This is a genomic window from Tabrizicola sp. M-4 (assembly GCF_051132405.1).
Classification (GTDB): Bacteria; Pseudomonadota; Alphaproteobacteria; order Rhodobacterales; family Rhodobacteraceae; genus Paragemmobacter.
Map to the genome: position 1 here is coordinate 3,270,288 of NZ_CP128606.1, position 24,539 is coordinate 3,294,826.

22 protein-coding genes are annotated in these 24,539 nt (G+C 67.7%); 12 read left to right on the forward strand and 10 right to left on the reverse strand.

Going from position 1 to position 24,539, the window contains the following annotated elements; translation table 11 throughout:
• From TabM4_RS15945 to TabM4_RS15975, 7 genes are all read left to right on the forward strand, one after another.
• A complete protein-coding gene (locus TabM4_RS15945; protein ID WP_434614522.1) occupies window positions 1-342 on the forward strand; it encodes a Na+/H+ antiporter subunit C in 342 nt (113 codons plus the stop codon).
• On the forward strand, window positions 342-1,847 hold the full coding sequence (locus TabM4_RS15950) for a monovalent cation/H+ antiporter subunit D (protein ID WP_434622121.1): 1,506 nt from the start codon (window positions 342-344) through the stop codon (window positions 1,845-1,847). Before TabM4_RS15945 ends, TabM4_RS15950 begins: the two co-directional genes overlap by 1 nt.
• A 1-nt stretch (window position 1,848) precedes the next feature.
• Window positions 1,849-2,340: a Na+/H+ antiporter subunit E gene (locus tag TabM4_RS15955; RefSeq protein ID WP_434614525.1), complete on the forward strand. Its 492-nt coding sequence runs from the start codon at window positions 1,849-1,851 to the stop codon at window positions 2,338-2,340.
• Complete coding sequence (locus tag TabM4_RS15960) at window positions 2,337-2,606, forward strand: K+/H+ antiporter subunit F (RefSeq protein ID WP_434614528.1); 270 nt, start codon at window positions 2,337-2,339, stop codon at window positions 2,604-2,606. The genes TabM4_RS15955 and TabM4_RS15960 overlap by 4 nt, the downstream gene beginning before the upstream one ends.
• Window positions 2,603-2,995: a cation:proton antiporter gene (locus TabM4_RS15965; protein WP_434614531.1), complete on the forward strand. Its 393-nt coding sequence runs from the start codon at window positions 2,603-2,605 to the stop codon at window positions 2,993-2,995. The genes TabM4_RS15960 and TabM4_RS15965 overlap by 4 nt, the downstream gene beginning before the upstream one ends.
• A 93-nt stretch (window positions 2,996-3,088) precedes the next feature.
• Entirely contained in the window at window positions 3,089-4,075 is a 987-nt protein-coding gene (gene deoC / locus TabM4_RS15970) for a deoxyribose-phosphate aldolase (protein WP_434614534.1), read from the forward strand.
• Window positions 4,076-4,079: 4 nt separating this feature from the next.
• A complete protein-coding gene (locus TabM4_RS15975) occupies window positions 4,080-6,422 on the forward strand; it encodes an aldehyde dehydrogenase family protein (RefSeq protein WP_434614538.1) in 2,343 nt (780 codons plus the stop codon).
• A gap of 114 nt (window positions 6,423-6,536) precedes the next feature.
• Here TabM4_RS15975 and TabM4_RS15980 read toward each other — a convergent pair whose 3' ends face one another.
• A complete protein-coding gene (locus TabM4_RS15980) occupies window positions 6,537-7,091 on the reverse strand; it encodes a YqgE/AlgH family protein (RefSeq protein ID WP_434622123.1) in 555 nt (184 codons plus the stop codon).
• 151 nt (window positions 7,092-7,242) lie between these two features.
• On the opposite strand from TabM4_RS15980, the gene TabM4_RS15985 reads away from it, so the two are divergent.
• Complete coding sequence (locus tag TabM4_RS15985) at window positions 7,243-8,043, forward strand: protein-disulfide reductase DsbD domain-containing protein (RefSeq protein ID WP_434614541.1); 801 nt, start codon at window positions 7,243-7,245, stop codon at window positions 8,041-8,043.
• 2 nt (window positions 8,044-8,045) lie between these two features.
• Here TabM4_RS15985 and TabM4_RS15990 read toward each other — a convergent pair whose 3' ends face one another.
• From TabM4_RS15990 to TabM4_RS16010, 5 genes are all read right to left on the reverse strand, one after another.
• A complete protein-coding gene (locus tag TabM4_RS15990; protein WP_434614545.1) occupies window positions 8,046-11,432 on the reverse strand; it encodes an efflux RND transporter permease subunit in 3,387 nt (1,128 codons plus the stop codon).
• A 4-nt stretch (window positions 11,433-11,436) separates the two neighbouring features.
• Complete coding sequence (locus TabM4_RS15995) at window positions 11,437-12,900, reverse strand: efflux RND transporter periplasmic adaptor subunit (RefSeq protein WP_434614548.1); 1,464 nt, start codon at window positions 12,898-12,900, stop codon at window positions 11,437-11,439.
• A gap of 127 nt (window positions 12,901-13,027) precedes the next feature.
• The gene (gene moaB, locus TabM4_RS16000) at window positions 13,028-13,570 is read right to left on the reverse strand and encodes a molybdenum cofactor biosynthesis protein B (protein ID WP_434614551.1); all 543 of its coding nucleotides are present in this window, start codon (window positions 13,568-13,570) and stop codon (window positions 13,028-13,030) included.
• Between the two features lie 4 nt (window positions 13,571-13,574).
• Window positions 13,575-14,207, reverse strand: coding sequence for a LysE family translocator (locus TabM4_RS16005; protein ID WP_434614554.1), 633 nt, complete (start codon window positions 14,205-14,207; stop codon window positions 13,575-13,577).
• Window positions 14,204-15,043, reverse strand: a complete 840-nt coding sequence (locus tag TabM4_RS16010; RefSeq protein ID WP_434614557.1) for a uracil-DNA glycosylase — start codon at window positions 15,041-15,043, stop codon at window positions 14,204-14,206. Before TabM4_RS16010 ends, TabM4_RS16005 begins: the two co-directional genes overlap by 4 nt.
• A 135-nt stretch (window positions 15,044-15,178) precedes the next feature.
• Here TabM4_RS16010 and TabM4_RS16015 point away from each other — a divergent pair, with 135 nt between their 5' ends.
• From TabM4_RS16015 to plsY, 4 genes are all read left to right on the forward strand, one after another.
• Complete coding sequence (locus TabM4_RS16015; RefSeq protein ID WP_434614560.1) at window positions 15,179-16,141, forward strand: aspartate carbamoyltransferase catalytic subunit; 963 nt, start codon at window positions 15,179-15,181, stop codon at window positions 16,139-16,141.
• A gap of 112 nt (window positions 16,142-16,253) precedes the next feature.
• Window positions 16,254-16,631 carry a hypothetical protein gene (locus TabM4_RS16020; RefSeq protein ID WP_434614563.1) on the forward strand — a complete coding sequence of 126 codons (378 nt, stop codon included), beginning with the start codon at window positions 16,254-16,256 and terminating at the stop codon, window positions 16,629-16,631.
• The gene (gene pyrC / locus TabM4_RS16025; RefSeq protein WP_434614566.1) at window positions 16,628-17,899 is read left to right on the forward strand and encodes a dihydroorotase; all 1,272 of its coding nucleotides are present in this window, start codon (window positions 16,628-16,630) and stop codon (window positions 17,897-17,899) included. Before TabM4_RS16020 ends, pyrC begins: the two co-directional genes overlap by 4 nt.
• 8 nt (window positions 17,900-17,907) lie before the next feature.
• Complete coding sequence (plsY, locus tag TabM4_RS16030) at window positions 17,908-18,519, forward strand: glycerol-3-phosphate 1-O-acyltransferase PlsY (protein ID WP_434622125.1); 612 nt, start codon at window positions 17,908-17,910, stop codon at window positions 18,517-18,519.
• A 9-nt stretch (window positions 18,520-18,528) separates the two neighbouring features.
• On the opposite strand, the gene TabM4_RS16035 is transcribed toward plsY, so the two are convergent.
• From TabM4_RS16035 to TabM4_RS16050, 4 genes are all read right to left on the reverse strand, one after another.
• Window positions 18,529-20,148, reverse strand: coding sequence for a GMC family oxidoreductase (locus TabM4_RS16035; protein WP_434614569.1), 1,620 nt, complete (start codon window positions 20,146-20,148; stop codon window positions 18,529-18,531).
• Between the two features lie 83 nt (window positions 20,149-20,231).
• Entirely contained in the window at window positions 20,232-21,035 is an 804-nt protein-coding gene (locus tag TabM4_RS16040; RefSeq protein WP_434614571.1) for a carnitinyl-CoA dehydratase, read from the reverse strand.
• A complete protein-coding gene (locus TabM4_RS16045) occupies window positions 21,032-23,029 on the reverse strand; it encodes an acetate--CoA ligase family protein (RefSeq protein WP_434614574.1) in 1,998 nt (665 codons plus the stop codon). Before TabM4_RS16045 ends, TabM4_RS16040 begins: the two co-directional genes overlap by 4 nt.
• 344 nt (window positions 23,030-23,373) lie before the next feature.
• Entirely contained in the window at window positions 23,374-24,537 is a 1,164-nt protein-coding gene (locus TabM4_RS16050) for an acyl-CoA dehydrogenase family protein (RefSeq protein WP_434614577.1), read from the reverse strand.
• Window positions 24,538-24,539 lie beyond the last annotated feature (2 nt).

Below are 24,539 nucleotides of genomic sequence, written 5' to 3' on the forward strand. Positions count from 1 at the left end.
ATGGAAGCGTTGATCGCCATTTCCATCGGCACGCTGACTGCAAGCGGTGTTTATCTGATGCTGCGGCAGCGGACCTTTCCGGTCATCATCGGGCTGACGCTCCTGTCTTATTCGGTGAACGTCTTCCTGTTTGCCTCGGGGCGGGTGGTGCCGGGATTGCCCGCCATCATCGCCAAGGATGCGGCGGGTTATACCGACCCGCTGCCGCAGGCGCTGGTTCTGACCGCCATCGTGATTTCCTTCGGGATGACCGCCGTCATCGTGCTGATGGCGCTGGGGTCATGGCTGGAGTCGGGCCATGACAAGGTGGACATGGACGAGGAAGAGGAGACGCGCGCATGATGTCGCATTGGATCATCGCGCCGGTCGTCCTGCCTGCGGTGCTGGCACCGCTGATCATTCTGGCGATGCGGCGGGACTTGCTGCTGCAGCGCGTCTTCGGGCTGGGCGGGACGCTGGCCATGCTGGGGATTGCCGGGGCGCTGCTGTTGGCGGCGAGCGGGAATGCGCCCGAGGTCTATCGTCTGGGCAACTGGCCCGCGCCATTCGGCATCATGCTGGTGCTGGACCGGCTGTCGGCGATGATGCTGATGCTGACGGCGGTGCTGGCGCTGGCGGTGCAGCTTTATGTGATCTCGACCGACTGGGACGCGCGGGGGCGGCATTTCCATGCGCTGTTCCTGTTCCAGATGATGGGGATCAACGGCGCCTTCCTGACGGGGGATGCGTTCAACCTGTTCGTCTTCTTCGAGGTGCTGCTGATCGCGTCCTATGGCCTGATGATCCATGGCGCGGGGAAGGACAGGCTGCGGGCGGGAGTGCAATACATCGCCTTCAACCTGGTCGCCTCGACGCTGTTCCTGTTCGCGCTGGCCACGATCTATGCGGTGACCGGGACGCTGAACATGGCGGATATCGCGGTGAAGGTGGCGGCGCTGCCGGAGGGGGATCAGGGTCTGATCCGGGTGGCGGCGGTGCTGATGCTGTCGGTCTTTGCCATCAAGGGCGCGCTGGTGCCGTTGCAGTTCTGGCTTCCGGGAACCTATGCCAATGCGCCGGGTCCGGTGGCGGCGCTGTTCGCCATCATGACCAAGGTGGGGGCCTATGCCATCCTGCGGACCAGCACGCTGATCTTTCCGCCGGAGACGGCGGCGACGGGGAGCATGGTGGGAGACATCATGCTGCCTGCCGCGCTGGTGACGCTGGCCATCGGGTCGATCGGCATCCTTGGCGCGACCACCCTGCCCCGGTTGGCGGCCTTTGCGGGGATCGCCTCGATGGGCACGATCTTCACCGCCTTCGCGGCCTTCACGCCCGAAGCGACGGGGGCGGCGCTTTACTACATGATCCATTCCACGCTGGCGACGGCGGCCATCTTCCTGATCGCGGATATGGTGAGCGACCGGCGCGGCAATGCCGCCCTGACGGCGCAGCCGCGCATCGCGCAGCAGGGGCTGCTGGCGGCGCTGTTCTTTGCCAATGCCATCGCCCTGGCCGGGATGCCGCCGCTGTCGGGCTTCATCGGGAAGCTGATGGTGATGGATGCGTTGCGGGAGCAGGCCGCGCTGATCTGGAGCGTGATCCTCGGGTCGTCCTTCCTGATGGTGCTGGGTTTCGCGCGGGCGGGTTCGGTGCTGTTCTGGAAATCGCATGCGACCGGAGAGGCGCATGAGGCGCCGCATCAGGGCGAGCCGCTGGCCTTTGTCGCAGTCGGCGGGTTGCTGGCGGCGCTGGTCGCGCTGACGGTGTTCGCGGGACCGGTGAAGGACTGGCTGGACGGCACCGCCGCCGCGCTGCATGCCCCTGCCGCCTATATCGCGGCCAACAACCTGCCGGGGGTGAACTGACATGCTGCGCCGTCTTTTCCCGCATCCCTACCTGTCGCTGTTCCTTGTGGTGACGTGGTTCCTGCTGGTGAACCAGTGGAAACTGGGCAGCCTTGTCATGGCGGTCTTCCTTGCCACGGTGATCCCTCTTCTGACCGCGCCCTACTGGCAGCACCGGCCCAAGCTGAACAGCATGTCCGCCCTGCTGTCTTATGTGGTGCTGGTGCTTTGGGACGTGATCGTCGCCAATGTGCAGGTGGCGAAGATCGTCCTCTTCATGCCGCGCGACCGCATCCAGTCGGCATGGATCCGCGTGCCGGTGGAGTTGAAATCGCCCGAGGCCATCGCCCTGCTGGCCGGGACCATCACCATGACCCCCGGCACGGTGAGCGCCGACATGTCCGCCTGCGGGCGCGTGCTGCTGATCCATTCGCTGCATGCCCCCGACCCCGACGCCATCCGCGACGACATCAAGTCGCGCTATGAATCCCGGCTGAAGAGGATCTTCGAATGATCACCTATGCCCTTGGCTTTGCCCTTGTCTGTTTTGGACTGGGCCTGATCCTGAACCTGTGGCGGCTGGCCATCGGCCCGACCGTGGCCGACCGCGTGCTGGCACTGGACACGATGGTGATCAACGTGATCGGGATCATCGTGCTGTATGGCATCCAGACCGGCCTCGGCATCAATTTCGAGGCGGCGATGCTGTTTGCCATGACCGGGTTCGTGGGGACCGTGGCCTTCTGCAAATACCTGCTGCGCGGGAGCGTGATCGAATGACCGGGGCCTTGGACATCATCCTTTCCATCCTGCTGGTGGTGGGCGGCCTCTTCGCCCTGACCGGAAGCTATGGCCTGATCCGCCTGAAGGACCGGATGCAGCGTCTGCACGCGCCCACCAAGGCCTCGACCGTGGGGCTGGGCACCGCGCTTTTGGTTTCCATGTTCCACGGGCTGATGATCGGCACCGGGTTTTCGTGGCAAGAGGTGCTGGTGATGATCTTCATCTTTGTCACCGCCCCCATCACCGCGAATTACCTGTCGAAGGTGCATCTGCATTCGCGCCATTACGACGGCCAGACCCCGGAAACGGGCGTGAGCCGCGATTGGGCGACCTTCGACCAAGCGCCGGAAGACCCTGAGCCGCAGCTTCCCAGCCGCGATTCCTGACCGAAAGGTCAAATTTCTGCCGGCAGGTGCGGTCGCGCCCTTGCGCGGGGGCGCGGCCCCGTGCATCTTCCCTGCGTCCGAAGGGAGGACCGCGTGACCACTCTTGCCCCCAGCCAGACCCAGCTTCCGCAATTGGCCCATCCGAGGAATGAGGGGATGCCCCTCGATCTGGATTGGGTCGCCGCCGTGCAGGCCAATACCTCGGCCATCGAGCGCCGCGCCGCCACCTTGGGCGGGCGACGGTCGGTGAAGAAGGAATATCAGGCGGCATGGCTTTTGAAGGCCGTGAGCCTGATCGACCTGACCACCCTGTCGGGCGACGATACATGGGGGCGGGTGGAGCGTCTTTGCGCCAAGGCGCGGCGACCGGTGAACCCGTGGATGCTGGAAAAGCTGGGGATGGAGGGGCTGACGGTCGGGGCCGTCTGCGTCTATCACGACATGGTGGAAACGGCGGTGCGGGCGCTGGAGGGGACGAATATCCCAGTGGCGGCAGTGTCCACGGGGTTCCCGGCGGGGCTGTCGCCCTTTCCGCTGCGGATCGCGGAAATCCGCGAAAGCGTCGCCGCCGGGGCGCGCGAGATCGACATCGTGATTTCGCGCCGCCACGTGCTGACGGGGAATTGGCAGGCGCTGTACGACGAGATGCGCGAGATGCGCGAGGCCTGCGGGCCTGCGCATGTGAAGGCGATCCTTGCCACGGGGGAACTTGCCACGCTGCGCAACGTGGCGCGGGCGAGCCTTGTCTGCATGATGGCGGGGGCGGATTTCATCAAGACCTCGACGGGGAAGGAAACGGTCAATGCGACGCTGCCCGTGTCGCTGACGATGATCCGGGCGATCCGTGATTATCAGGACCGGACGGGGGTGAAGGTTGGCTACAAGCCTGCGGGGGGGATCGCCAAGGCGAAGGATGCCCTGCTGTATCTTGCGCTGATGAAGGACGAGTTGGGGCATCCATGGCTGCAGCCGGACCTGTTCCGCTTTGGCGCATCGTCCCTGCTGGGCGATATCGAGCGGCAGCTTGAGCATTACCTGACCGGCCATTATTCGGCCGCCAACCGCCATGCGATGGGATAGGACCATGACGATCAAGGAACTTTTCGACCGCATGGATTATGGCCCGGCCCCGGAAGGGAATGCCGAGGCGAAGGCGTGGCTGGCCAAGCACGGGCAGCGGTTCGGGCATTTCATCGACGGGGCCTTCACGCCTGCGGGCGAGGGTTTCGCGACACGGAACCCGGCCACGGGGGCGGAGCTTGCGGTGGTGACGCAGGGCAGTGCCGCCGATGTCGACCGGGCGGTGGCGGCGGCGCGGCGGGCGCAGGGGAAATGGGCGCGGCTGCCGGGGCATGCGCGGGCGCGGTATCTTTATGCGCTGGCGCGGCTGGTGCAGAAACATGCGCGGCTGCTGGCGGTGCTGGAGACGATGGACAATGGCAAGCCCATCCGGGAAAGCCGCGACATCGACCTGCCGCTGGTGGCGCGGCATTTCTATTACCATGCGGGTCTGGCGCAACTGATGGAGTCGGAACTGCCGGGGCATGTGGCCCATGGCGTCTGCGGTGCGGTGATCCCGTGGAACTTCCCGCTTCTGATGCTGGCATGGAAGGTGGCACCGGCGCTGGCGGCGGGGAATACCGTGGTGCTGAAGCCCGCGGAATATACGCCGCTGACGGCACTGCTCTTTGCCGAGATCACGCGCGAGGCGGGGCTGCCCAAGGGCGTGCTGAACATCGTGACCGGCGATGGCGAGACGGGGGCCGCGCTGGTGGCGCATCCGGGTGTGGACAAGATCGCCTTCACCGGATCGACCGCCGTGGGCAAGGCGATCCGCCGGGCGACGGCAGGCACGGGCAAGGCGCTGACGCTAGAGCTGGGGGGGAAGTCGCCCTACATCGTCTTTGACGATGCCGATGTGGACAGCGCCGTCGAGGGGCTGGTCGATGCGATCTGGTTCAATCAGGGACAGGTCTGCTGTGCCGGGTCGCGGCTGCTGGTGCAGGAGGGGATCGCGCCCCGTTTCCATGACAAGCTGAAACGGCGGATGGACGGGCTGCGGATCGGCGATCCGCTGGACAAGTGCATCGATGTGGGGGCGGTGGTCGATCCGGTGCAATTGGCCACGATCACGCAGATGGTCGACGGGTCGGAGGGCGAGATCTATCGCGCCGCGACGCCCCTGCCCGCGCTGGGCTGCTATTACCCGCCGACGCTGATCACGGGGCTGTCCGCGGCCTCGCGGCTGATGCAGGAAGAGATTTTCGGGCCGGTGCTGGTGTCGATGACCTTCCGCACGCCGGGCGAGGCGGTGGAACTGGCGAACAACACGCGCTATGGCCTTGCGGCCAGTGTCTGGACCGAGAACGTGAACCTTGCGCTGGACATCGCGCCGAAGATCCGGGCGGGGGTGGTCTGGGTGAATGCGACCAACCTCTTCGATGCGGCGGCGGGATTCGGCGGGGTGCGGGAAAGCGGGTTCGGGCGCGAAGGCGGGTGGGAGGGGCTGCTGGCCTATCTGAAGCCCGACGGACGCGCGCGGGCCTTGAAACCTGTCGCGGCGGTGCCGGAACCGGCAAGCTATGAGGTGCCCGCGCTGGACCGGACGGCGAAGCTGTTCGTGGGTGGCAAGCAGGCGCGGCCGGATGGCGGCTATTCCCGCGCGGTGTTTTCGCCCAAGGGCGGGCTTCTGGGCCATGTGGGCCTTGGCAACCGCAAGGACATCCGCAACGCGGTGGAGGCGGCCCATGCGGCCAAGGGCTGGGGCAAGGCCACCGGTCACAACCGGGCGCAGATCTTGTATTACATCGCCGAGAACCTGTCGGCGCGCGCGACGGAATTCGCAGGTCGCCTGAAGGAGATGACGGGCAAGGACGGGCGGGCCGAGGTGGAGGCCAGCGTCGCGCGGCTGTTCACCTATGCGGCCTGGTCGGACAAGTATGACGGGCAGGCGAAATCGGTGCCGATCCGGGGCATCGCGCTGGCCATGAACGAACCCGTGGGGGTGATCGGGGCAATCTGCGCGGATGAGGCACCGCTTCTGGGGCTGATCTCGGCCATGGCACCGGCCATCGCTATGGGCAATAGCTGCGTGCTGGTCCCGTCGGAGCCCTTCCCGCTGGCGGCGACGGATCTGTATCAGGTGCTGGAGACGTCGGATCTGCCCGCAGGCGTGGTCAACATCGTCACGGGCAGCCATGCGGAACTGGCCAAGCCGCTGGCGGGGCATATGGATGTGGATGCGCTGTGGTCGTTCTCCTCGTCCGATCTGTCGGCGATGATCGAGGCGGAGAGCGTGACGAACCTGAAACGGACTTGGGTCAATGGCGGCGTGGCGCGCGACTGGTTCGGGCCGGAGGGCGAAGGACGTGCCTTCCTGCGGCAGGCGACGACCATCAAGACGGTCTGGGTGCCTTACGGCGAGTGAGGAAAAATCCTCTGCGATGATTTTTCAGCGGCGGGATTTCTGAAGAAATCCCGTCGAATTTTCGCAGAAAATTCGTTTTGGGAAAATTCTTCGTACGAAGAATTTTCGGGCCTTTCAGGCCCGTCCGGCAGCGGCAGAGAGGGTCAGCGGGTCGATGCCCATGCTGCGCAGGGCTGCCGTCCATTTCCCGGCATCATCGCCGGAGAAGACAAGTTCGGCTGTCGGCTCCGCGATGAGCCAGCCATTGGCGCCGATCTCGTTTTCCAACTGGCCCGGACCCCAGCCGGAATAGCCCAAGGCGAGAAGGGCGCAGGACGGCCCCTCGCCCCGTGCCAGCGCTTCGAGGATGTCGAGCGTGGCCGTCATGCCATAGCCGCCATCGATCCGCATGGTGGCCGAACTGCCCGCATAATCTGCCGAATGCAGCACGAAACCGCGCCCGCGTTCCACCGGGCCGCCCGTATGGATGCGGATATCGCGGCCCTGCGGGGCGCGGGGAATGGAGAGTTGATCGAGGAGCGAGGCGAAGGTGAGGTCCTCGGTCGGGCGGTTGATGATCAGGCCCATCGCCCCCTCGGCGGAATGGGCGCAGATGAGGATCACGGTCTTTTCGAAGCGCGGATCGCCCATCCCGGGCATGGCCACCAGAAGCTTGCCGTCGAGTTCCAAAGCCGCCATCGCGCCGCCCTCCTGCATGCGGCCCTCTGCGGGCCTGCCATCAAGATGGGGCTGTTGCGGCGCTGCCTCAAGGCCGTTCGTCGTAACATGGCTTCTCTGGAACGTGATTTCCCATGCCGGGCGCAGTTCCTATTTTGGTGCCATGCGCCAGATTGCCCTGCCCACCGCCTTTTGTCTTGCCCTCTCCGGCCCTGCCCTGTCCTTCTCGCAGGAGGAGGTGATGGCGGGCAGCATCCGCACGGGCTGGCAGGAGGCGCGGGGGGCGCATATGGCGGCGCTGCATTTGTCGCTTGCGCCGGGGTGGAAGACCTATTGGCGCAGTCCGGGCGATGCGGGCATTCCGCCCGTCTTCGACTGGAGCGGGAGCGAAAATGTCGGTGCGGTGCATCTGCACTGGCCGCGCCCGCATGTGTTCGAATTCAACGGCTATACGACCGTGGGATATGCGGGCGAATTCGTGCTGCCGATGGAGGTGATCCCCGCCGATCCGGGCCGCCCCGTGCGTCTGAAGGGCGTGGTGGAGCTGGGGGTCTGTGACGATATCTGCATTCCGGCGAGCTTTGCCTTTGACACCACGCTGTCGGGGGCTGGTCAGCCCGACCCGATGATCGATGCGGCGCTGGCGGATCGTCCGTTGCCTGCGGATCAGGCCGGGTTGGCGGGGATCGGCTGCAGCCTTGATCCCATTGCCGACGGATTGCGGATCACGGCGACCATGGCGCTGCCCCGGACAGGCAATCATGAGACCGTGGTCTTCGAGACGGCGACGCAGGGGATCTGGGTGTCTTCGGCCGAGGCCGTGCGCGATGGCCGGACGCTGACTGCCGTGGCGGAGATGGTGCCGCCGCAGGGCGCGCCCTTCGCGCTGGACCGGTCGGGCGTGACGGTCACCGTGATCTCGGAGGAGCGGGCGGTGGAAATCCGGGGCTGCCCCGCGCCCTGAGCTCAGGCGCGGCGGCGGCCGATCAGCCGGACAAGCAGGGTAAGGGCGCCTGCGACCATCAGCACCAACAGGAAAGCCGTGCCGAAGGCGGGCGCCCCGGCGAGGGCGGGCCAGAGCGCGGTCAGCCATCCGGGCAGTGCCGCGGCGGCGATGACGGGAACCAGCAAGAGCAGGACGATTGCGGCAAGTCCCGCCGAGGCCAGCGCGAGGGCGCGGCGCAGGCGCTGCGCCTGCGCGCCCCGGCGGCCGATGGCGCGGCCAAGCGCACGGCGCAGGGCGCGGAAGCGCAGGCCGGCATCGGCCTGCACCACCGTGAGGGCAGGGACGACCAGCAGGACGAGGAACATCCCGAAGCCGAGGCCGAAGACCAGCGTCACCACCGTGGGCTTGAGGAATTCCGCCTGACTGGAGCGTTCGAAGAGCAGCGGCGCGAGGCCAAGCACCGTGGTCAGGGTGGTGAGCAGCACGGGGCGGAGCCTGTCGGCCACGGCATCGACGACTGCGGGGATCAGACCGCGCTTCTTCGCGTATTCGTCGATGGTGGAGACGAGGACGATGCTGTCGTTCACGATGATGCCCGACATGCCGATGATGCCGACGATGGAGAACATCGACAGCGGCACGTCCCAGACCCAATGGCCGAAGATCGCGCCGACCAGACCGAAGGGGATGACGGACATCACCACGGCGGGGCGCGACCAGCTTGCGAAGATCCAGGCCAAGCAGAGGTAGATGCCGATCAGGGCCAGAACGATGGAGATGGAGGCACCGCCGAGGAATTCGCGTTCCTGTTCCGCCTGTCCGGAATAGCGGGCCATGACGCCGAAATCCTGTTCGATCCCCGGCACGATGTCGGCGCGCAGCGCGGCCTGAATCTCGCTGGCGCGGGCGGGGTCATCCTCGGCCAGATCGCCCGAGACGGTGACGACACGCAGGCCGTTCTCGCGGATGACGGAGGAGAAGCCCGCGACGCGGTCGACGGTCACGATGTCGGCGAGGGGGACATAGACCGCGCCATCGGCGCCGCTGGCGCGCATCTGGATGCGGTCGAGGAAATCGGCGGTGAGTTCGCCGGGCGGCAGTTCCACCCGGATTGCGGCGGAGCGGGGGCCATCGGGATAGGTCGCGGCCTCGATCCCGCCCAGCATGGCGCGCAGGTCGCGGGCCAGCGTGTCGATGGAGAAGCCCAGCGCCTGACCCGTGGGGGTGAGGCTGAGGATCAGTTCCTCCTTGTCATAGGCGAGGGTATCTTCAAGGCCCGAGACTTCGGGGAAGGGGGCGAGGCGGGCCTTGAGCGCTTCGGCGGCGGCCTTGAGGGTGGTGGCCTCGGCCCCGTAGAGATCGACCGAGATGGCGGAGCCACCGGGGCCGAAGCGGCCGCCACGGAAGCTGAGTTCTTCCAGCAGGGGGTGGCGGCGGACCTCGGCCTCGACGGCGGCGATGAAGGCGTTGCTGGAATAGGGGCGCAGGTCGGGGTTGACGATTTCCACCGCGATGCCGCCCAGAAGATCGGGATCTTTGGTGGCGGCGCTGGCCAGCCCGCGACCGGAACCGCCGCCCACCTCGGCCATGACGAATTCGACGGGGTTCAGGCCGTGTTCGGCCTGATAGGCCGTACCCACGGCTTCGACGGCGCGCTGGAGTTCGGCCATCATTTCCATCGTATCGGCCCGCGTGGCCCCCGGCAGCATGGAGAAGTTGCCGGTGAGCGAGGATTGTTCGGGGGCGTTGAAGAAACGGAACTGCACGTCGCCGCGCAGGAAAAGCGCGGCCTGCGTGGCAAGGGCGAGGATCGCCGCCGCGAGGACGGGGTAGCGGGCGACGACCACGGCGCGCATCAGGGGTTTCATCGCCCGTTCCTTGAAACGGTCGAGCAGGCGGTTGGTGAAGCGGCTGGGGGCGTCATACCACTTTTCCTTCACCGAATCGGCCAAGGCATGGGCCATGTGATTGGGCAGGATCAGGAAGCATTCGATCAGCGAGGCGAGCAGCACCGCCATGACGGTGAAGGGAATGTCCTGAATCAGGTCGCCGAAGCGGCCCCCGATGGCGGCCAGCGCAAGGAAGGCGATGACGGTGGTTATGGTGGAGGCGAGGACCGGCCCCGCCATGCGCACCGCCGCGCGTTCGGCGGCCTGCACCGGGCTTTCGCCAAGGTGGCGGACGCGGAAATCGGCATGTTCGCCCACGACGATGGAATCATCGACGATCACGCCAAGGACGAGGATCAGCGCGAAGAGCGAGATCATGTTGAGCGTCAGGCCGCCCATCCACATCACGGCGATGGCCGCCAAGGTGGCCACGGGGATGCCCACCGCGACCCAGAGCGCAATGCGCCCGTTGAGGAAGAGGAAGAGCATCAGCACCACGAGGACGAGGCCGGTGAGCGCGTTGTCGAGCATGAGCGAGAGGCGGTCGGTGATCTGTTCGGCGCGGGTGCGGACGAGGTCGACCGTCACGCCTTCGGGCAGGGCGGGGCGCATCGCCGTGGCCACGTCGGCCACGCGGGCCTGCATGTCGATCGCATCACCTTCGGGGCCGCGTTCGACGCGGATCGCCATGGCGGGGTTCGGCCCGACGAAGGCTGCGCGTCCCCGATCCGCGCCTTCGACGCGGATCGTCGCCACGTCACGGATGCGCAGCACCGTGCCATCCGCTGCGACGCGCAGGGCGATGTCGCCGATCTCTTCGGCCTGACGACGTTCCTCGCCCGTGCGGACACGGGCGGCCCCCGTGGCCACCTCGCCCGCCGGGGAGGTGACAACCGCCGCCGCGATGGCATCGGAGATCTGCGCCAGCGTCACGTCATGGCGCATGAGGGCGACTGTCGGCACCTCGACCACGGTTTCGGGCGCGGCGAGGCCGGTGATGGTGGTGCGAGTGACGCCCGCGGCGAAGAGGCGGGCGGTGAATTCATCGGCGAGGCGGGCGAGTTGATCCACGCCCACGGGGCCGGTGATGACGACATCGGTCACCTGATCGCGCCACGCGCTGCGGCGGACCTCGGGTTCCTCGGCCTCGGCGGGGAGGGTGGTGACGGCCTCGACCGCGGCGGCCACGTCCTGCGCGGCGCGGTCGATGTCGATGCCGGGTTCGAATTCGATCTCGATGCTGGCGCGCCCCTCGACCGAGCGGGAGGCGGTGGCGGCGACGCCCTCCACCGCCATGAGCGCGGGTTCGAGGACCTGCACGATGGCGCGGTCCACATCCTCGGCCCCGGCGCCGGACCATGTGACGGTGACGTCGACCTCGGCCAGCACCACATCGGGGAAATACTGCGCGCGGATGTTCATGGCGGCGGCGACGCCCGCCACCAGCATCAGCACCATCAGGAGGTTCGCCACCGTGCGGTGGCGCACGAAATAGGACAGGATGCCGCCTGCCTGCATCGGATCAGCCCCCCATCCGGGCTTCGATGCGGGCCACGACCTCGGCGGGGACGCGATCCTGCTGCAATTGTTCAAGGATGCGGGCCTTCGCCTCTTCCGGCATGCGGGAGTTGCCTTCGACGGCGGCGACGAGGGCGGCGCGGCGTTCGGCGGTGAGTTCCAGCACCTCGGGCGCGGCGCTGGCCTGTTCCTGCTGGCCGGGGCGGACGGGACGGACCTTGATCCCCGCGCCAAGCAGGGGGGAGCGTTCCGCCACCACCTCGCGCCCCGCCAGAGCGCCGGGGGCTACGATGACACGGTCGCCCTGACGGCGGAGGACCTCGACCGCGACCTCTTCCAGCCGGTCGTCGGCGGTGACCGCTAGGACGCGGCCTGCGGAATCGATGGCGGTGGCGGGAAGGTCGGCCACGGCCTCCAGCGCGGGTTCGGCCACGGTGACGGTGACGAAATCGCCGGGACGCAGGCCGGGTGCCGCGTCCAGCGCGGCAAAGACGACGCGGCCACCCCCGGCCTCGGCCCCCGAAGCGCCGGCGCGCAGGATGCGGCCCTGCGCCTGCAGCGCGGCCCCGGCGACATCGAGCCGGGCGGTGACCGGGGCCTCGACCAGATCGCCCTGCGCATCCAGAAGGCGGGCGAATTGCGCGGTGGAGAGGCGGAAGGCCACTTCCAGCGCGGCGGGGTCGATGACGGTGCCCAGCACCTCGTTCGCGGTGACCTGACCGCCCACGACGAGGTTGGCCGCCCCATCCATGCGGCCCGCGAATTCGGCGCGGATGACGGTGTCCTCCAGCGTGCGTTCGGCCTCGCCCAGCGAGATGCGGGCGCGATCCGCGGCGATGGCGGATTGATCGACCGCCGCCTCGGCCTGCGCGAGGGAGGAGCGGCTGGACAGCAGGGCCTGTTCGGCCTGTCCGACGGCGAGTTCCGCCGTTTCCACGGCGGCGGCGGAGCCTGCGCCACGGGCGGCGATGTCGCGCTGGCGTTGCAGGGCCTGCTGGCGGAGGGCAAGCTGCGCCTGCGCCTGTTCCAGATCGTCGCGGGCAAGGTCCAGCGCACGGGCGGCCTCGCGCCCTGCGGCCTCGGCCTCGGCCAGCGCGGCGGCGGCGAGGTCGCGGGCGGCGGTGGCCTCGGCCGGGTCGAGGCGGAGGAGGACCTCGCCCGCCGCGACGGAGGCCCCGTCGGCGAAACTGGGCGAAACCTCGGCCACGCGGGCGGTGACGGGGGCGCGGAGTTCGAGGGCGCGGGTGGCGCGCAGTTCGCCATAAGCGGTGGTTTCGGGGATGATGCGGGCGGGATCGACGGTCACGACATTGGCCGAAATCACGCGTTCCTCGGCGGGGCGGGCCATGCCGCCGCCTGCCATGCGTTCGCGCAAGGCGCCCACGATCACGCCGACGGCCATGGCCAGCAGGGCCAGCGTCATTGCCGCAAGGAACAAACCGCCCAAGGCGCGCCCGAAGAACCGCATTCAATCCCTTTCGCCCATGCCGCCACCGGCAGGAGATACCTAGCCCCTCGGCGGCGCAACGCCAATGACGCCTGCGTGAAACCGCAGGCCTTGCCCCGTTGAACGCCCCTGCCCTGCGGTTCCGTCGCTATTTCCGGCGGCGGTGTTCCTCAAGCCGGGGGAAGATCTCGACGAAGTTGCAGGGGCGGTGGCGATAGTCGAGTTGCCATCTCAGGATCTCGTCCCATGCGTCGCGGCAGGCGCCGGGGCTGCCGGGAAGGGCGAAAAGGTAGGTGCCGCCCGCCACGCCGCCGCAGGCGCGGGATTGCACGGCGCTGGTGCCGATCTTTTGCATGGAGACGATGGTGAAGATCGTGCCGAAGGCTTCGATCTCTTTTTCATAGACGTCGCGATGCGCCTCGACCGTGACGTCGCGGCCCGTCAGGCCCGTGCCGCCCGTCGTCAGGATCACGTCGACCGCCGGATCGGCGATCCATGCGCGGAGCTGGGCGGCGATCTCGTCCCGTTCGTCGCGGATGATGCCGCGCGCGGCAAGGATGTGGCCTGCCCCGGTCAGCCGTTCCACCAGCGTGTCGCCGCTGCGATCCTCGGCCATGCCGCGGGTGTCGGAGACGGTCAGCACGGCGATGCGGACGGGGATGAAGTCTTTGGTTTCGTCGATGCGGCTCATGCGGCTATCCTTTCGACATCAGCGCCAGACGCAGCGCGAGCCCGGCAAAGATCGCGGCCCCCGCGCGGCCCAGCCAGCGGGCGAAGGTGGTCGATCCGGCCAGACGCTGCCCCGCGCCGCCCGCGAAGACGGCGACGATGCCGTTCACGACAAAGCCGCCCAGCGAGAAGACCAGACCGAGGATCAGGAACTGCGGCAGGACCGCCCGCGACGGATCGACGAATTGGGGCAGGAAGGCAAGGATGAAGAGGATCACCTTGGGGTTCAGAAGGTTGACCATCAGCCCGTCGAGGAAGACCCGCCCCAGCGACCGCGCCGCCACGTCGCCCCGCGCGGCGAGAGGCCCCGCCCGAAGGGATTGCACCGCCAGCCACAGCAGGTAGGCCACGCCGCCCCAGCGGATCACGTCGAAGGCCAAGGGATGCGCCGCGACCAGTGCGCCGAGGCCCAGCCCCGCGATGACCGTATGGGCCATGCCGCCCACCGCGATGCCGGCATTCGCGGCCATGCCCGCGCGCGGCCCGCCCTTCAGCCCCTGCGCCAGCGTGAACATCATGTCCGCCCCCGGCGTGAGGTTCAGCGCCAGCCCCGCAGGGATGAAGGCCAGAAGAACGAGGGGATCGACGGGAAACATCATCCGAGCCTTGCCTTGATCGCCAGAAGGTCGGCCCAAGCCTCGCGCTTGGCCACCGGGTTGCGCAGGAGATAGGCGGGGTGCGTCATCGGCATGACGGGGCGGCCCAGCGCCTCGGTCCATGTGCCGCGCAGCCGCAGGATGCCCTTGGCGCCCAGCAGGGCGGAACAGGGGGTGTTGCCCATGAGGACGATCACATCCGGCGCGGCAAGGGTGATGTGGCGTTCGACGAAGGGGCGCATCATCGCGATCTCTTCGGGAGAGGGGTCGCGGTTGCCGGGTGGCCGCCACGGCATGACATTGGTGATGTAGAGGGCGTGCTGCAGGTCAGGATTGTCGCGCGACAGGCCGATGGCCGCGAACATGCGGTCAAGGAGTTGCCCCGCCGCGCCGACGAAGGGGCGACCTTCGAGGTCTTCGTCGCGCCCCGGTGCCTCGCCAAGGATCAAGACGCGCGCGCCGGGGCGTCCGTCGGAGAAGACGAGGTTGCGCGCGCCCTTCTTCACCTCGCAATGGTCGTATCCGGCCAGCGCCTCGCGCAGGGCGTCGAGGTTGGCGGCGGCGGCGGCGCGGGCGGCGGCATCGGCCACGGCGGCATCGGCGGCCTGTGCGGCGCGTTCGGCGGGGCTTATCTGCGGGATGTAGGGTTCCGCCGCCGCGCGTTTCGGCGGGGTTGCCGCTGGGGCCTCGGCGGGAGCGGCCTTGCGGTCGGGCAGGTCATAGGCGTTGATCGGGGTGTCGCCGATGAATTCGTCGACGCCCAGTTCCATCTGCCAGCGCAGCGCGGCAAGGGCGGCGTGCCAGCCTTCGGGCGTGGAGATGTCGAGATCGATTCCCATGCGCCCAAACCTAAGGTCGCCCCGATGCCTGCGCCAGCGGCAAACTCGTCAGGCATCATCGGAACCCGGCGGCGCGGCTTGCCCGAACCCCCTGCCCTGCCTATAAGCCGCAGGGAACCCCGATGGAGGACCCGAATGACCTTCCGCGCGCGCCACCTCCTCGGCATCGAGCATCTTGCGCCTTTGGAAATCACCACGGTCCTCGATCTGGCCGACCGCTATGTCGATCTGAACCGCCGCACGGTGAAATCCTCGGACGTGCTGGCGGGGATGACGCAGATCAACATGTTCTTCGAGAATTCCACCCGCACGCAGGCCAGTTTCGAACTGGCGGGCAAGCGGCTGGGGGCGGATGTGATGAACATGTCGGTGGCCTCGTCCAGCGTGAAGAAGGGCGAGACGCTGATCGACACGGCGATGACGCTGAACGCGATGCATCCCGATCTGCTGGTGGTCCGGCATGGCGCGTCGGGGGCGGTGAACCTGCTTGCGTCCAAGGTGAATTGCGCGGTGCTGAACGCGGGCGACGGGCGGCACGAGCATCCGACGCAGGCGCTGCTGGATGCGCTGACGATCCGGCGGGCGAAGGGGCGCATCCAGCGCCTGACCGTCGCCATCTGCGGCGACATCGCCCATTCCCGCGTGGCGCGGTCGAACCTGATCCTGCTGGGCAAGATGGAGAACCGCATCCGCCTGATCGGGCCGCCCACCCTGATGCCTTCGGGGATCGGGGAATTCGGGGTGGAGGTCTATGACGACATGAAGAAGGGCCTTGAAGGCGCTGATGTCGTGATGATGCTGCGGCTTCAGAAAGAGCGGATGGATGGTGGGTTCATCCCGTCGGAGCGGGAATATTACCACCGCTATGGGCTGGATGCGGAAAAGCTGTCGCATGCCAAGCCCGATGCCATCGTGATGCATCCCGGCCCGATGAACCGGGGGGTGGAGATCGACGGCGATCTGGCCGATGACATCAACCGGTCGGTCATTCAGGATCAGGTGGAGATGGGCGTCGCCGTGCGCATGGCCTGCATGGACCTGCTCGCCCGCAACCTGCGGCTGGAGCGGGGGCGGAAACTGGTGGGGACGATGGTATGACCCCCGATCCCGACCGCAAACCCACCAAGGAAGAGATGCGCGCGGGCGGCAAGGTCGCGGCGCTGGTGCTGATCTTCCTTGCGCTGTTCACCGTCTATTTCGTGGTGGGGTGATGGAGTTCCGCCCCTCTCCTGCCGCCTATCTGCGCGCCCATGTCATCATGGCGCTGGCGGGGGGCGTCGTGGCGGGGGTCGTGCTGATCGCCTTGGGCAATGCCGACCCGTGGGTGGGGCCGGTGGCGGCCCTCCTCGCCATCGGCATCCGCGCGGCCTATGTGAAATCGGAGGCGATGGGCGAAGTCTGGCGCCTGACCGACAGCCATCTGACCGGCCCCGGCGGCCGGTCCATCCCGCGCGCCCAGATCGCGCAGGCCCGCCCCTTTCTTGGTGCGGTGCAGATCGTCACGACCACGGGCGACAAGCACCTGATCCGCTATCTCCCCGATCCCGCCGCCGCGGCGCGCGCGATCCAGCCCGGACCCCGCACATGACCACCCTGCACCTGACGAATGCCCGGATCATCGACCCCGAGGGGGGCAGCATCACCCAAGGGTCGGTCACGCTGGCCAAGGGGGTGATCGCCGCCATCGGCGGGGCCAAGCCAAAAGGCGCGGTGGAGATCGATTGCGGGGGGCATCACCTTGCGCCCGGCATCGTGGATATCGGCGTGAAGATCGGCGAACCGGGGGAGCGTCACCGGGAATCCTTCCGCTCGGCGGGCCTTGCGGCGGCGGCGGGGGGCGTGACCACGGTCATCGCGCGGCCCGACACCAACCCGGCCATCGACACGCCCGAGACGCTTGAATTCGTCACCCGCCGCGCGGCGGAGGCCAGCCCGGTGCGCATCCGCCACATGGCCGCGCTGACCAAGGGGCGCGAGGGGCGCGAGATGACGGAGATCGGCTTTCTGCTGGATGCCGGGGCCATCGCCTTTACCGATGCCTTCGCCGTCACGTCGGATGCCAAGGTGCTGTCGCGGGCCTTCACCTATGCCCGCTCGCTCGGCGCGCTGGTGATCGGGCATCCGCAGGACCCCGGACTGTCCAAGGGGGCGGCGGCGACATCGGGCAAGTTCGCCTCTCTCCGCGGCCTGCCTGCCGTTTCGCCCTTGGCCGAGAGGATGGGGCTGGAGCGCGACCTTGCCTTGGTGGAGATGACGGGCGTGCGCTATCACGCCGACCAGATCACCACGGCGCAGAGCCTGCCCGCGCTGGGCCGTGCCAAGGCGGCGGGGCTGGACGTGACGGCGGGGACGTCGATCCATCACCTGACGCTGAACGAAATCGACCTTGGCGATTACCGCACCTTCTTCAAGATGACGCCTCCGCTGCGGTCGGAGGAGGACCGTCTGGCGATGGTGGAGGCGGTGGCGAATGGCACCATCGACTGCATCTCGTCCATGCATACCCCGGCGGATGAGGAATCCAAACGCCTGCCCTTCGAGGAGGCCGCTGCGGGCGCGGTGGCGCTGGAGACGATCCTGCCCGCCGCGATGCGGCTGTATCATGCGGGGCATATCGATCTGCCGGTGCTGTTCCGCGCGCTGTCCTTGAACCCCGCGCGGCGGTTGGGGCTGCCGCAGGGGCGGATGGCGGTGGGGGCGCCGGGCGACCTCGTGCTGTTCGATCCGGATGCGCCTTTCCTGATGGACCGGTTCAAGCTGCGGTCGAAATCCAAGAACACCCCGTTTGACGGGCAGCGGATGGAGGGTAAGGTGCTGGCCACCTTCGTGAACGGCATTCAGGTGCATGGCGCATGACGATCTTCCTGCCTGATTTCATCTCTTCTCCCGTGGCGCTGCTGGTGGTGGCGCTGCTGGCCTATCTCTTGGGATCGGTTCCTTTCGGCGTGGTGATCACCCGGGCGATGGGGCTGGGCGACCTGCGCAAGATCGGGTCGGGGAATATCGGCGCGACGAATGTGCTGCGGACGGGGAACAAGGGGGCGGCGGCGGCGACGCTGATCCTTGATGCGGCCAAGGGGGGGATTGCCGTGCTGATCGCGCGGACGATGGTGGGCGAGGATGCGGCGCAGGTGGCGGCGCTGGCCTCCTTCCTCGGGCATCTGTTCCCGATCTGGCTGCGGTTCAAGGGTGGCAAGGGGGTGGCGACTTTCCTTGGCATCCTGCTGGCTTTGGCTTGGCCCATCGGCCTGATGGCCTGCGCGACATGGCTGGTGGTGGCGGCGGTGTCGCGCATATCCTCGCTGTCGGCGCTGGCGGCGGCGGGGTTGGCACCCGGCTATCTGGCCTTCGCGGGCTATTCCGAGATGGTGCTGCTGGCGCTGCTGCTGGCGATCCTCGTCTGGGTGCGCCATGCGGCCAATATCCGCCGCATGCGCGAAGGCACCGAACCAAGGATCGGCAAGAAGGCCGCCTGAGCGCGCGCCTCAGCGCGCGTCGGCCAGCACCAGTTCGGCACCCTTCCAGCCCAGCATCATGGCGGGGGCATTGGTGTTGCCGGCAATCAGGTTGGGGAAGGCGGAGGCGTCGATCACCCGCAACCCCGCCACGCCATGCACGCGCAGCCGCGCATCCACCACCGAGGTCGCCGCATCCGGCCCCATGCGGCAGGTGCAGGACGGGTGATAGACGGTGCCCGACCGCGCGCGGAAATCGGCGATCAGCGCATCATCCGTGGTGACATCCGGGCCGGGGCGGAGTTCCTCGGCGATCAGCCGCGCGAGCGGGGGCTGGGCGGCGAGGTGGCGGAGGTATTTCACCGCCAGCAGCATCTCCTGCACGTCATGATCAGTGGAGAAGGCATTGGCCGTGATGACCGGATGGGCCAGCGGATCGGGCGTGCGCAGGCGGATATGGCCCCGGCTGGTGGGGCGGCAGTTCGACAGGCCCAGCGACATGCCGGGGAACGGGTCCGGCGTGAGGATCGGGCGTTCCCCGTCGCGCGGGATGAGGGTGGAGAAGGCCTGCATGTAAAGCTGCATGTTGGGCCGGGGCAGATCGGGCGAGGTGCGGAAGAACCCGCCGCCATGGTTGATGGATTTCGACAGCGGCCCGCCTCCGGCGAGGACATATTTCATCCCCGCGATCAGCTTGCCCCACCACGGGCGGAGTTCGTCATTGTAGGTGGGGACGCGCATCTTCCATGTGTAGTTGATGCCCTGATGGTCGCTCAGGTGGTCGCCCACGTTGGCATTGTCGCGCAGGACGGGGATGCCAAGGCCTTGCAGCAGCGCGCCGGGGCCGATGCCCGAAAGTTGCAGCAGTTGCGGCGAGTTGATCGCCCCCCCGGAGAGGATCACCTCGGCCTTGGCGCGCAGGATGCGGGTTTCGGTTCCGATACGGTATTCGACGCCGGTGGCGCGGCCGTCCTCCACAAGGACACGGGTCACCATGGCACCCGTGATGACGCGGCAGTTCGGGCGTTTCATCGCTGGGCGCAGAAAGGCGCGGGCGGCGGAATTGCGGCGGGCCTTGTGGATGGTCATCTGATAGATGCCCGCGCCTTCCTGTTCGGCCCCGTTGAAATCGGGGTTTGCGGGCAGGCCCGCGCTTTCGCAGGCGGCGACGTAATCCTTCACCAGCGGATGCAGACCCTTGCGGTTGGCCGATACGAACAGCGGCCCGCCCTTGCCGCGCCAGTCATCGCCCCCTGCCTCGGTATCCTCCATCGCCTTGTAGGCGGACAGCACGTCGTCCCAGCCCCAGCCGGGATTGCCCGCCGCCTCCCACTCCTCATAATCGGCGCGGTGGCCGCGGATGTAGACCATGGCATTGATGCTGGACGATCCGCCCAGCACCTTGCCGCGGGGCCAATGGTCGCGCTGCCCGGCAAGGCCCGGATCGGGTTCCGTCTTGTAGAGCCAGTTCACGGCAGGGTCGTAGAACAGCTTGCCATAGCCCAAGGGCAGCATGACGAAGAAGCGCCGGTCGGTCCCGCCCGCCTCCAGCACCGTGACGCGATGCCTGCCGCTGGCCGTGAGCCTGTCGGCAAGCACGCAGCCCGCCGATCCCGCACCCACGATGATGTAATCCGTCTGGTCGTCCATGGCCCACCTCTGCTTGCGGCGGAGCCTAGCGCCCCGCCGTGGCAGGGCGTGACAGGCAGCGACAGGAAACTGTCGTTTCCGTGTTACCTGCCCTTCCAGACGGGGTCGCGCTTCTCGGCGAAGGCGCGGGCGCCTTCCAACTGGTCCTCGCTGGAATAGAGACGGTCCACCGTCGCGAATTGCCGCTTGGTGATGCGGTTGAGCGCATCCTGAAAGCGCAGCGCCTCGGCCTCGCGCACGACTTCCTTGATCGCGGCATAGACGAGGGGCGGCCCGCTTTCCAAAAGGCGCGCAAGCTCCCATGCCTTGGGCAGAAGGTCGCCGGGGGCCGTGATCTCTTTCAGCAGGCCCCAGCGCAGCGCCTCTTCGGCATCGAACCAGCGGCCGGTGAGGAGGAGGTCCATGGCGACGTGATAGGGGATGCGCTTGGGCAGCTTGATGCTCGCCGCATCCGCCACCGTGCCCGACCGGATTTCGGGCAGGGCGAAGGTGGCGTTGGCGGAGGCAAGGATCAGGTCGCAGGAAAGGGCGAGTTCGAGGCCGCCCCCGCAGCAGATGCCGTTGACGGCGGCGATGACGGGCTTGTTCAGGTTGGGCAGTTCCTGCAAGCCGCCGAAACCGCCCACGCCGTAATCGCCATCGACGGCATCGCCTGCGGCAGCGGCTTTCAGGTCCCAGCCGGGGCAGAAGAATTTCTCGCCCTCCGCCCGCAGGATCGCCACGCGCAGGCTGTCGTCGTCGCGGAAATCGCGGAAGACGAGGCCCATGATCCGGCTGGTGACAAGGTCGATCGCATTGGCCTTGGGCCTGTCCAGCGTCACCTCCAGCACCGCGCCTTCGCGCCTTGTCCGGATCGGGCCTTCGGTCCGCATCTGCATCGCGCTCATTCCGTTTCCTCCCAGATGACCGCATCCACCGCGACAGCCGCATCGGCGGTCAGCATCAGCGGGTTGATCTCGACTTCCTCCAGCGCGGGGGTGGCCTGCAACAGGGCCTGCAAGGCCATGACGGCCCGCACGGCAGCGGCCGTGTCGGCCTTCGCCCGCCCGCGATAACCATCCAGCAGCGGCCAGAGCCGCAGCCGTCGCAGGGCCTGCGCCACCTCCTCCGCCGTCACCGGCAGGACGAGGGTCACGGTATCGGCCAGAACCTCTGCCGTGACGCCGCCAAAGCCCAAGGTCAGTGTCGCGCCATAGACCGGATCGCGGCGCAGGCCGACCAGCAGCTCGGCCACCGTCCCGGTGACCATCTCTTCGGCCAGATAGCCCTGCGCCCCCGCCATCTCGGCCTGCCCTTCGACCGAGGACAGCCCAAGACGCACCGCACCGGCCTCTGTCTTGTGGGCGAAGCCGAGGCCCTTCAGCGCGAGGGGCGCGGTCAGCGCGGCCGCCAGTGGAGCCAGTTCGGCAAGCGTCGGTGCGATGACGGACCGCGGGACCGCCACCCCTGCCGCGGCAATCAGCGCCTTGGCGGAGGCCTCATCCCGCATCCGCAGCGGGCGGGTCCCGACTACGGGCCACGGCCGCCAGCCGCCCCGGTTCGGCCCCGTCTGCGCCGCCCTGATCGCGCCCAGCGCGGTTTCAAGGCCCATCATCGGCACCACATTCGGCGCGGCCATCCGCAGCGCCAGCGCCTCGTCGAAATTCTCCGGCAGCGAGGCCACTGCGAAGGCGGGCTTGCCCGTGTTCCCCGCCGCCGCCACCACCGCATCCAGCGCGGGCTGGAAGCTGGAGGGATCGCAGCGGTCAGGGCGCGGCGGGTCGATGATGAAGATGCCCGCGTCGTAACCGGCCAGCATCGTGGTGAAGACATCCGTGGTGCGCGGCCCGTCGCCCCAGATGAAGGTGTGGTAATCCAAGGGGTTGGCGATGGCCACGATGGGGCCGAGGATCTCGCCCAGCCTTTGGCGCTGCGCCTCTGACGGCGGCGGGAAATCCACGCCGAAGGGGGCGGCGAGATCGGCCACCAGCCCCGCCTCACCCCCGGAACAGGAAAGCGAGCAGAGGCGCGGGCCGATCTGCGGGCCGCAATGGTGGAAGATCTTCAGCGTCTCGATCAATTCGGCGGGCGTCGCCACCTCGGCCACGCCGCAGGCGCGCAGGAAGGCGGAGGAGGCGGCCCCGCCGCCGGCAAGGGAGGCGGTGTGCGAGGCGGCGGCGGTGCGGGAGAGTTCGGTCTTGCCGGATTTGATGCAGACGATCCCCTTGCCGGCCGCCCGCGCCCGTTCGGCAAGGTCGGCGAAGGCGGCGGCATCGTCGATGCCTTCGACATACATGCCCAGCGCGGTGACCCGTTCATCGGCAAGGAGGGCGCCCGCCAGTTCCGCCAGCCCCACCTGCGCGGCATTGCCGAGGCAGGCGACATAGGCCACGGGCAGGCCGCGCGCCTGCATCGTCAGGTTGATGACGATGTTGGAGGATTGCGACAGCAGCGCCACGCCGCGCTCCACCCGCACCCCGCCATGCTGATCGGGCCAGAGGAGCGCGCCGTCGAGATAGTTGATCACGCCATAGCAGTTGGGGCCGAGGATCGGCATGTCGCCCGCCGCCTGCACGAGGTTGGCTTGCAGACCCGCCTCGCCCGCCTCCTCCCAGCCGGAGGCGAAACAGGTCGCCCCGCCCGCGCCCATCGCGGCCAGTTCGGCCACGACATCCAGGGTGGCATGGCGATTCACGCCGATGAAGGTGGCATCTGGGGGTGCCGGAAGATCGGCCAGCGAACGAAAGCAGCGCGCGCCGCCGATGGCGTCCCGTGTGGGATGGACGGGCCAGACGGGGCCATCAAAGCCCATCTTGGCGCATTGTTCGACCACATTCGCGGCCCAGCCGGAGCCGAGGACGGCGATGGAGCGGGGGCGCAGCAGGCGACGGAGGTCACGCATGACGCACCCCGCTGCAAAGCGGCGCGCGCGTGCCGCGCGCATTCCTTTCAGGTCGACTGCGCGGCGCAGGCGCCGCTTGTCTCCAGCCGGGGGTTTTCCACCCCCGGACCCCCGAGGATATTTGGAAACGGCTGAAGCAGGGAAGGCATCCCCCTGCCCCGGTCCGGGACAGGGAGACTTCACCCGTTACGGTCATCGGCGTCCCCGCCTGTACCGTGCGCTCAGTCTGGATGCCAAAGGTGAACATTCCGTTACTTCATCCGTTCTTCAAATATCCTCAGGGGGTGAGGCGCGGCACGCGCCGAGGGGGCAGAATGCCCCCTGATTTTTCGCATGAAAAATCGTCATGCGCCGAAGGCCCGCAGCATCTGGCGGCTGATGATGTGGCGCTGGATCTCGGACGTGCCTTCCCAGATGCGCTCCACCCGCGCGTCGCGCCAGATGCGTTCCAGCGGCAGGTCGTCCATCAGGCCCATCCCGCCATGGATCTGGATCGCCTCGTCGGCGATGAAGGCCAGAACCTCGGTCGCCTTGAGCTTGGCCATGCTCATGTCGGCCTCGGTCACGGTGCCCTGATCGAATTTCCACGCGGCTTCCCTTGTCAGCAGTTCCGCCGCCTTCAACTCCATCGCCATGTCGGCCAGCTTGAAGCTGATGCCCTGGAACTTGCCGATGGCTTGCCCGAATTGCTGGCGCTCCGCCGCATATTGCACGGCATGGGCCAGCGCGCGTTCGGCGCGGCCAAGGCAGGTGGCGGCGACCTGCAGGCGGGTGGCGCCGAGCCATGTATTGGCAACTTCGAATCCCTTGTGAACCTCGCCCAGCACCTGTTCCTTCGGGATGCGGCAATTGTCGAATTCGAGGATGGCGTTCGTGTAGCCCCGGTGGCTGACGTTGCGGTAGCCGTCGCGGACGGTGAAGCCGGGGGTGCCCTTGTCGACGAAGAAGGCGGTGATCAGCTTCTTCCTGCCGCGCGGGGTGTCCTCCTCCCCGCTCGCCATGAAGCAGATGGCGAAATCGGCCAGATCGGCATGGCTGATGAAATGCTTGGTGCCGTTCAGCACCCAGTCATCCCCGTCCTGCCGCGCGCTGGCCTTCATGCCGCGCAGATCGGACCCCGCGCCCGGTTCCGTCATGGCAAGGCAATCCCATTTCTCGCCCCGGATGCAGGGATAGAGGTATTTCTGCCGCTGCTCCTCCGTCCCTGCCAGCAGGATGTTCGACGGCCGCGCGACACAGGTCCAGTGCAGCGCATAATTCGCCTTGCCCAACTCCTTTTCATACAGAAGCCAGGACAGCGTATCGAGGCCCGCCCCCCCGACCTCGGCGGGCATGTTGGCGGCGTAGAGGCCCGCCTGCATGGCCTTGGCCTGAATCTCTTTGATCAGGTCCATGCGCAGGTGGCCCGTGCGTTCCACCTCCATCTCATGGGGGTAAAGCTCGTTCTCGACGAAGCTGCGCGTCGTCTCGACGATCATCTGCTGTTCTTCGGTTAGGCCGAACTGCATGG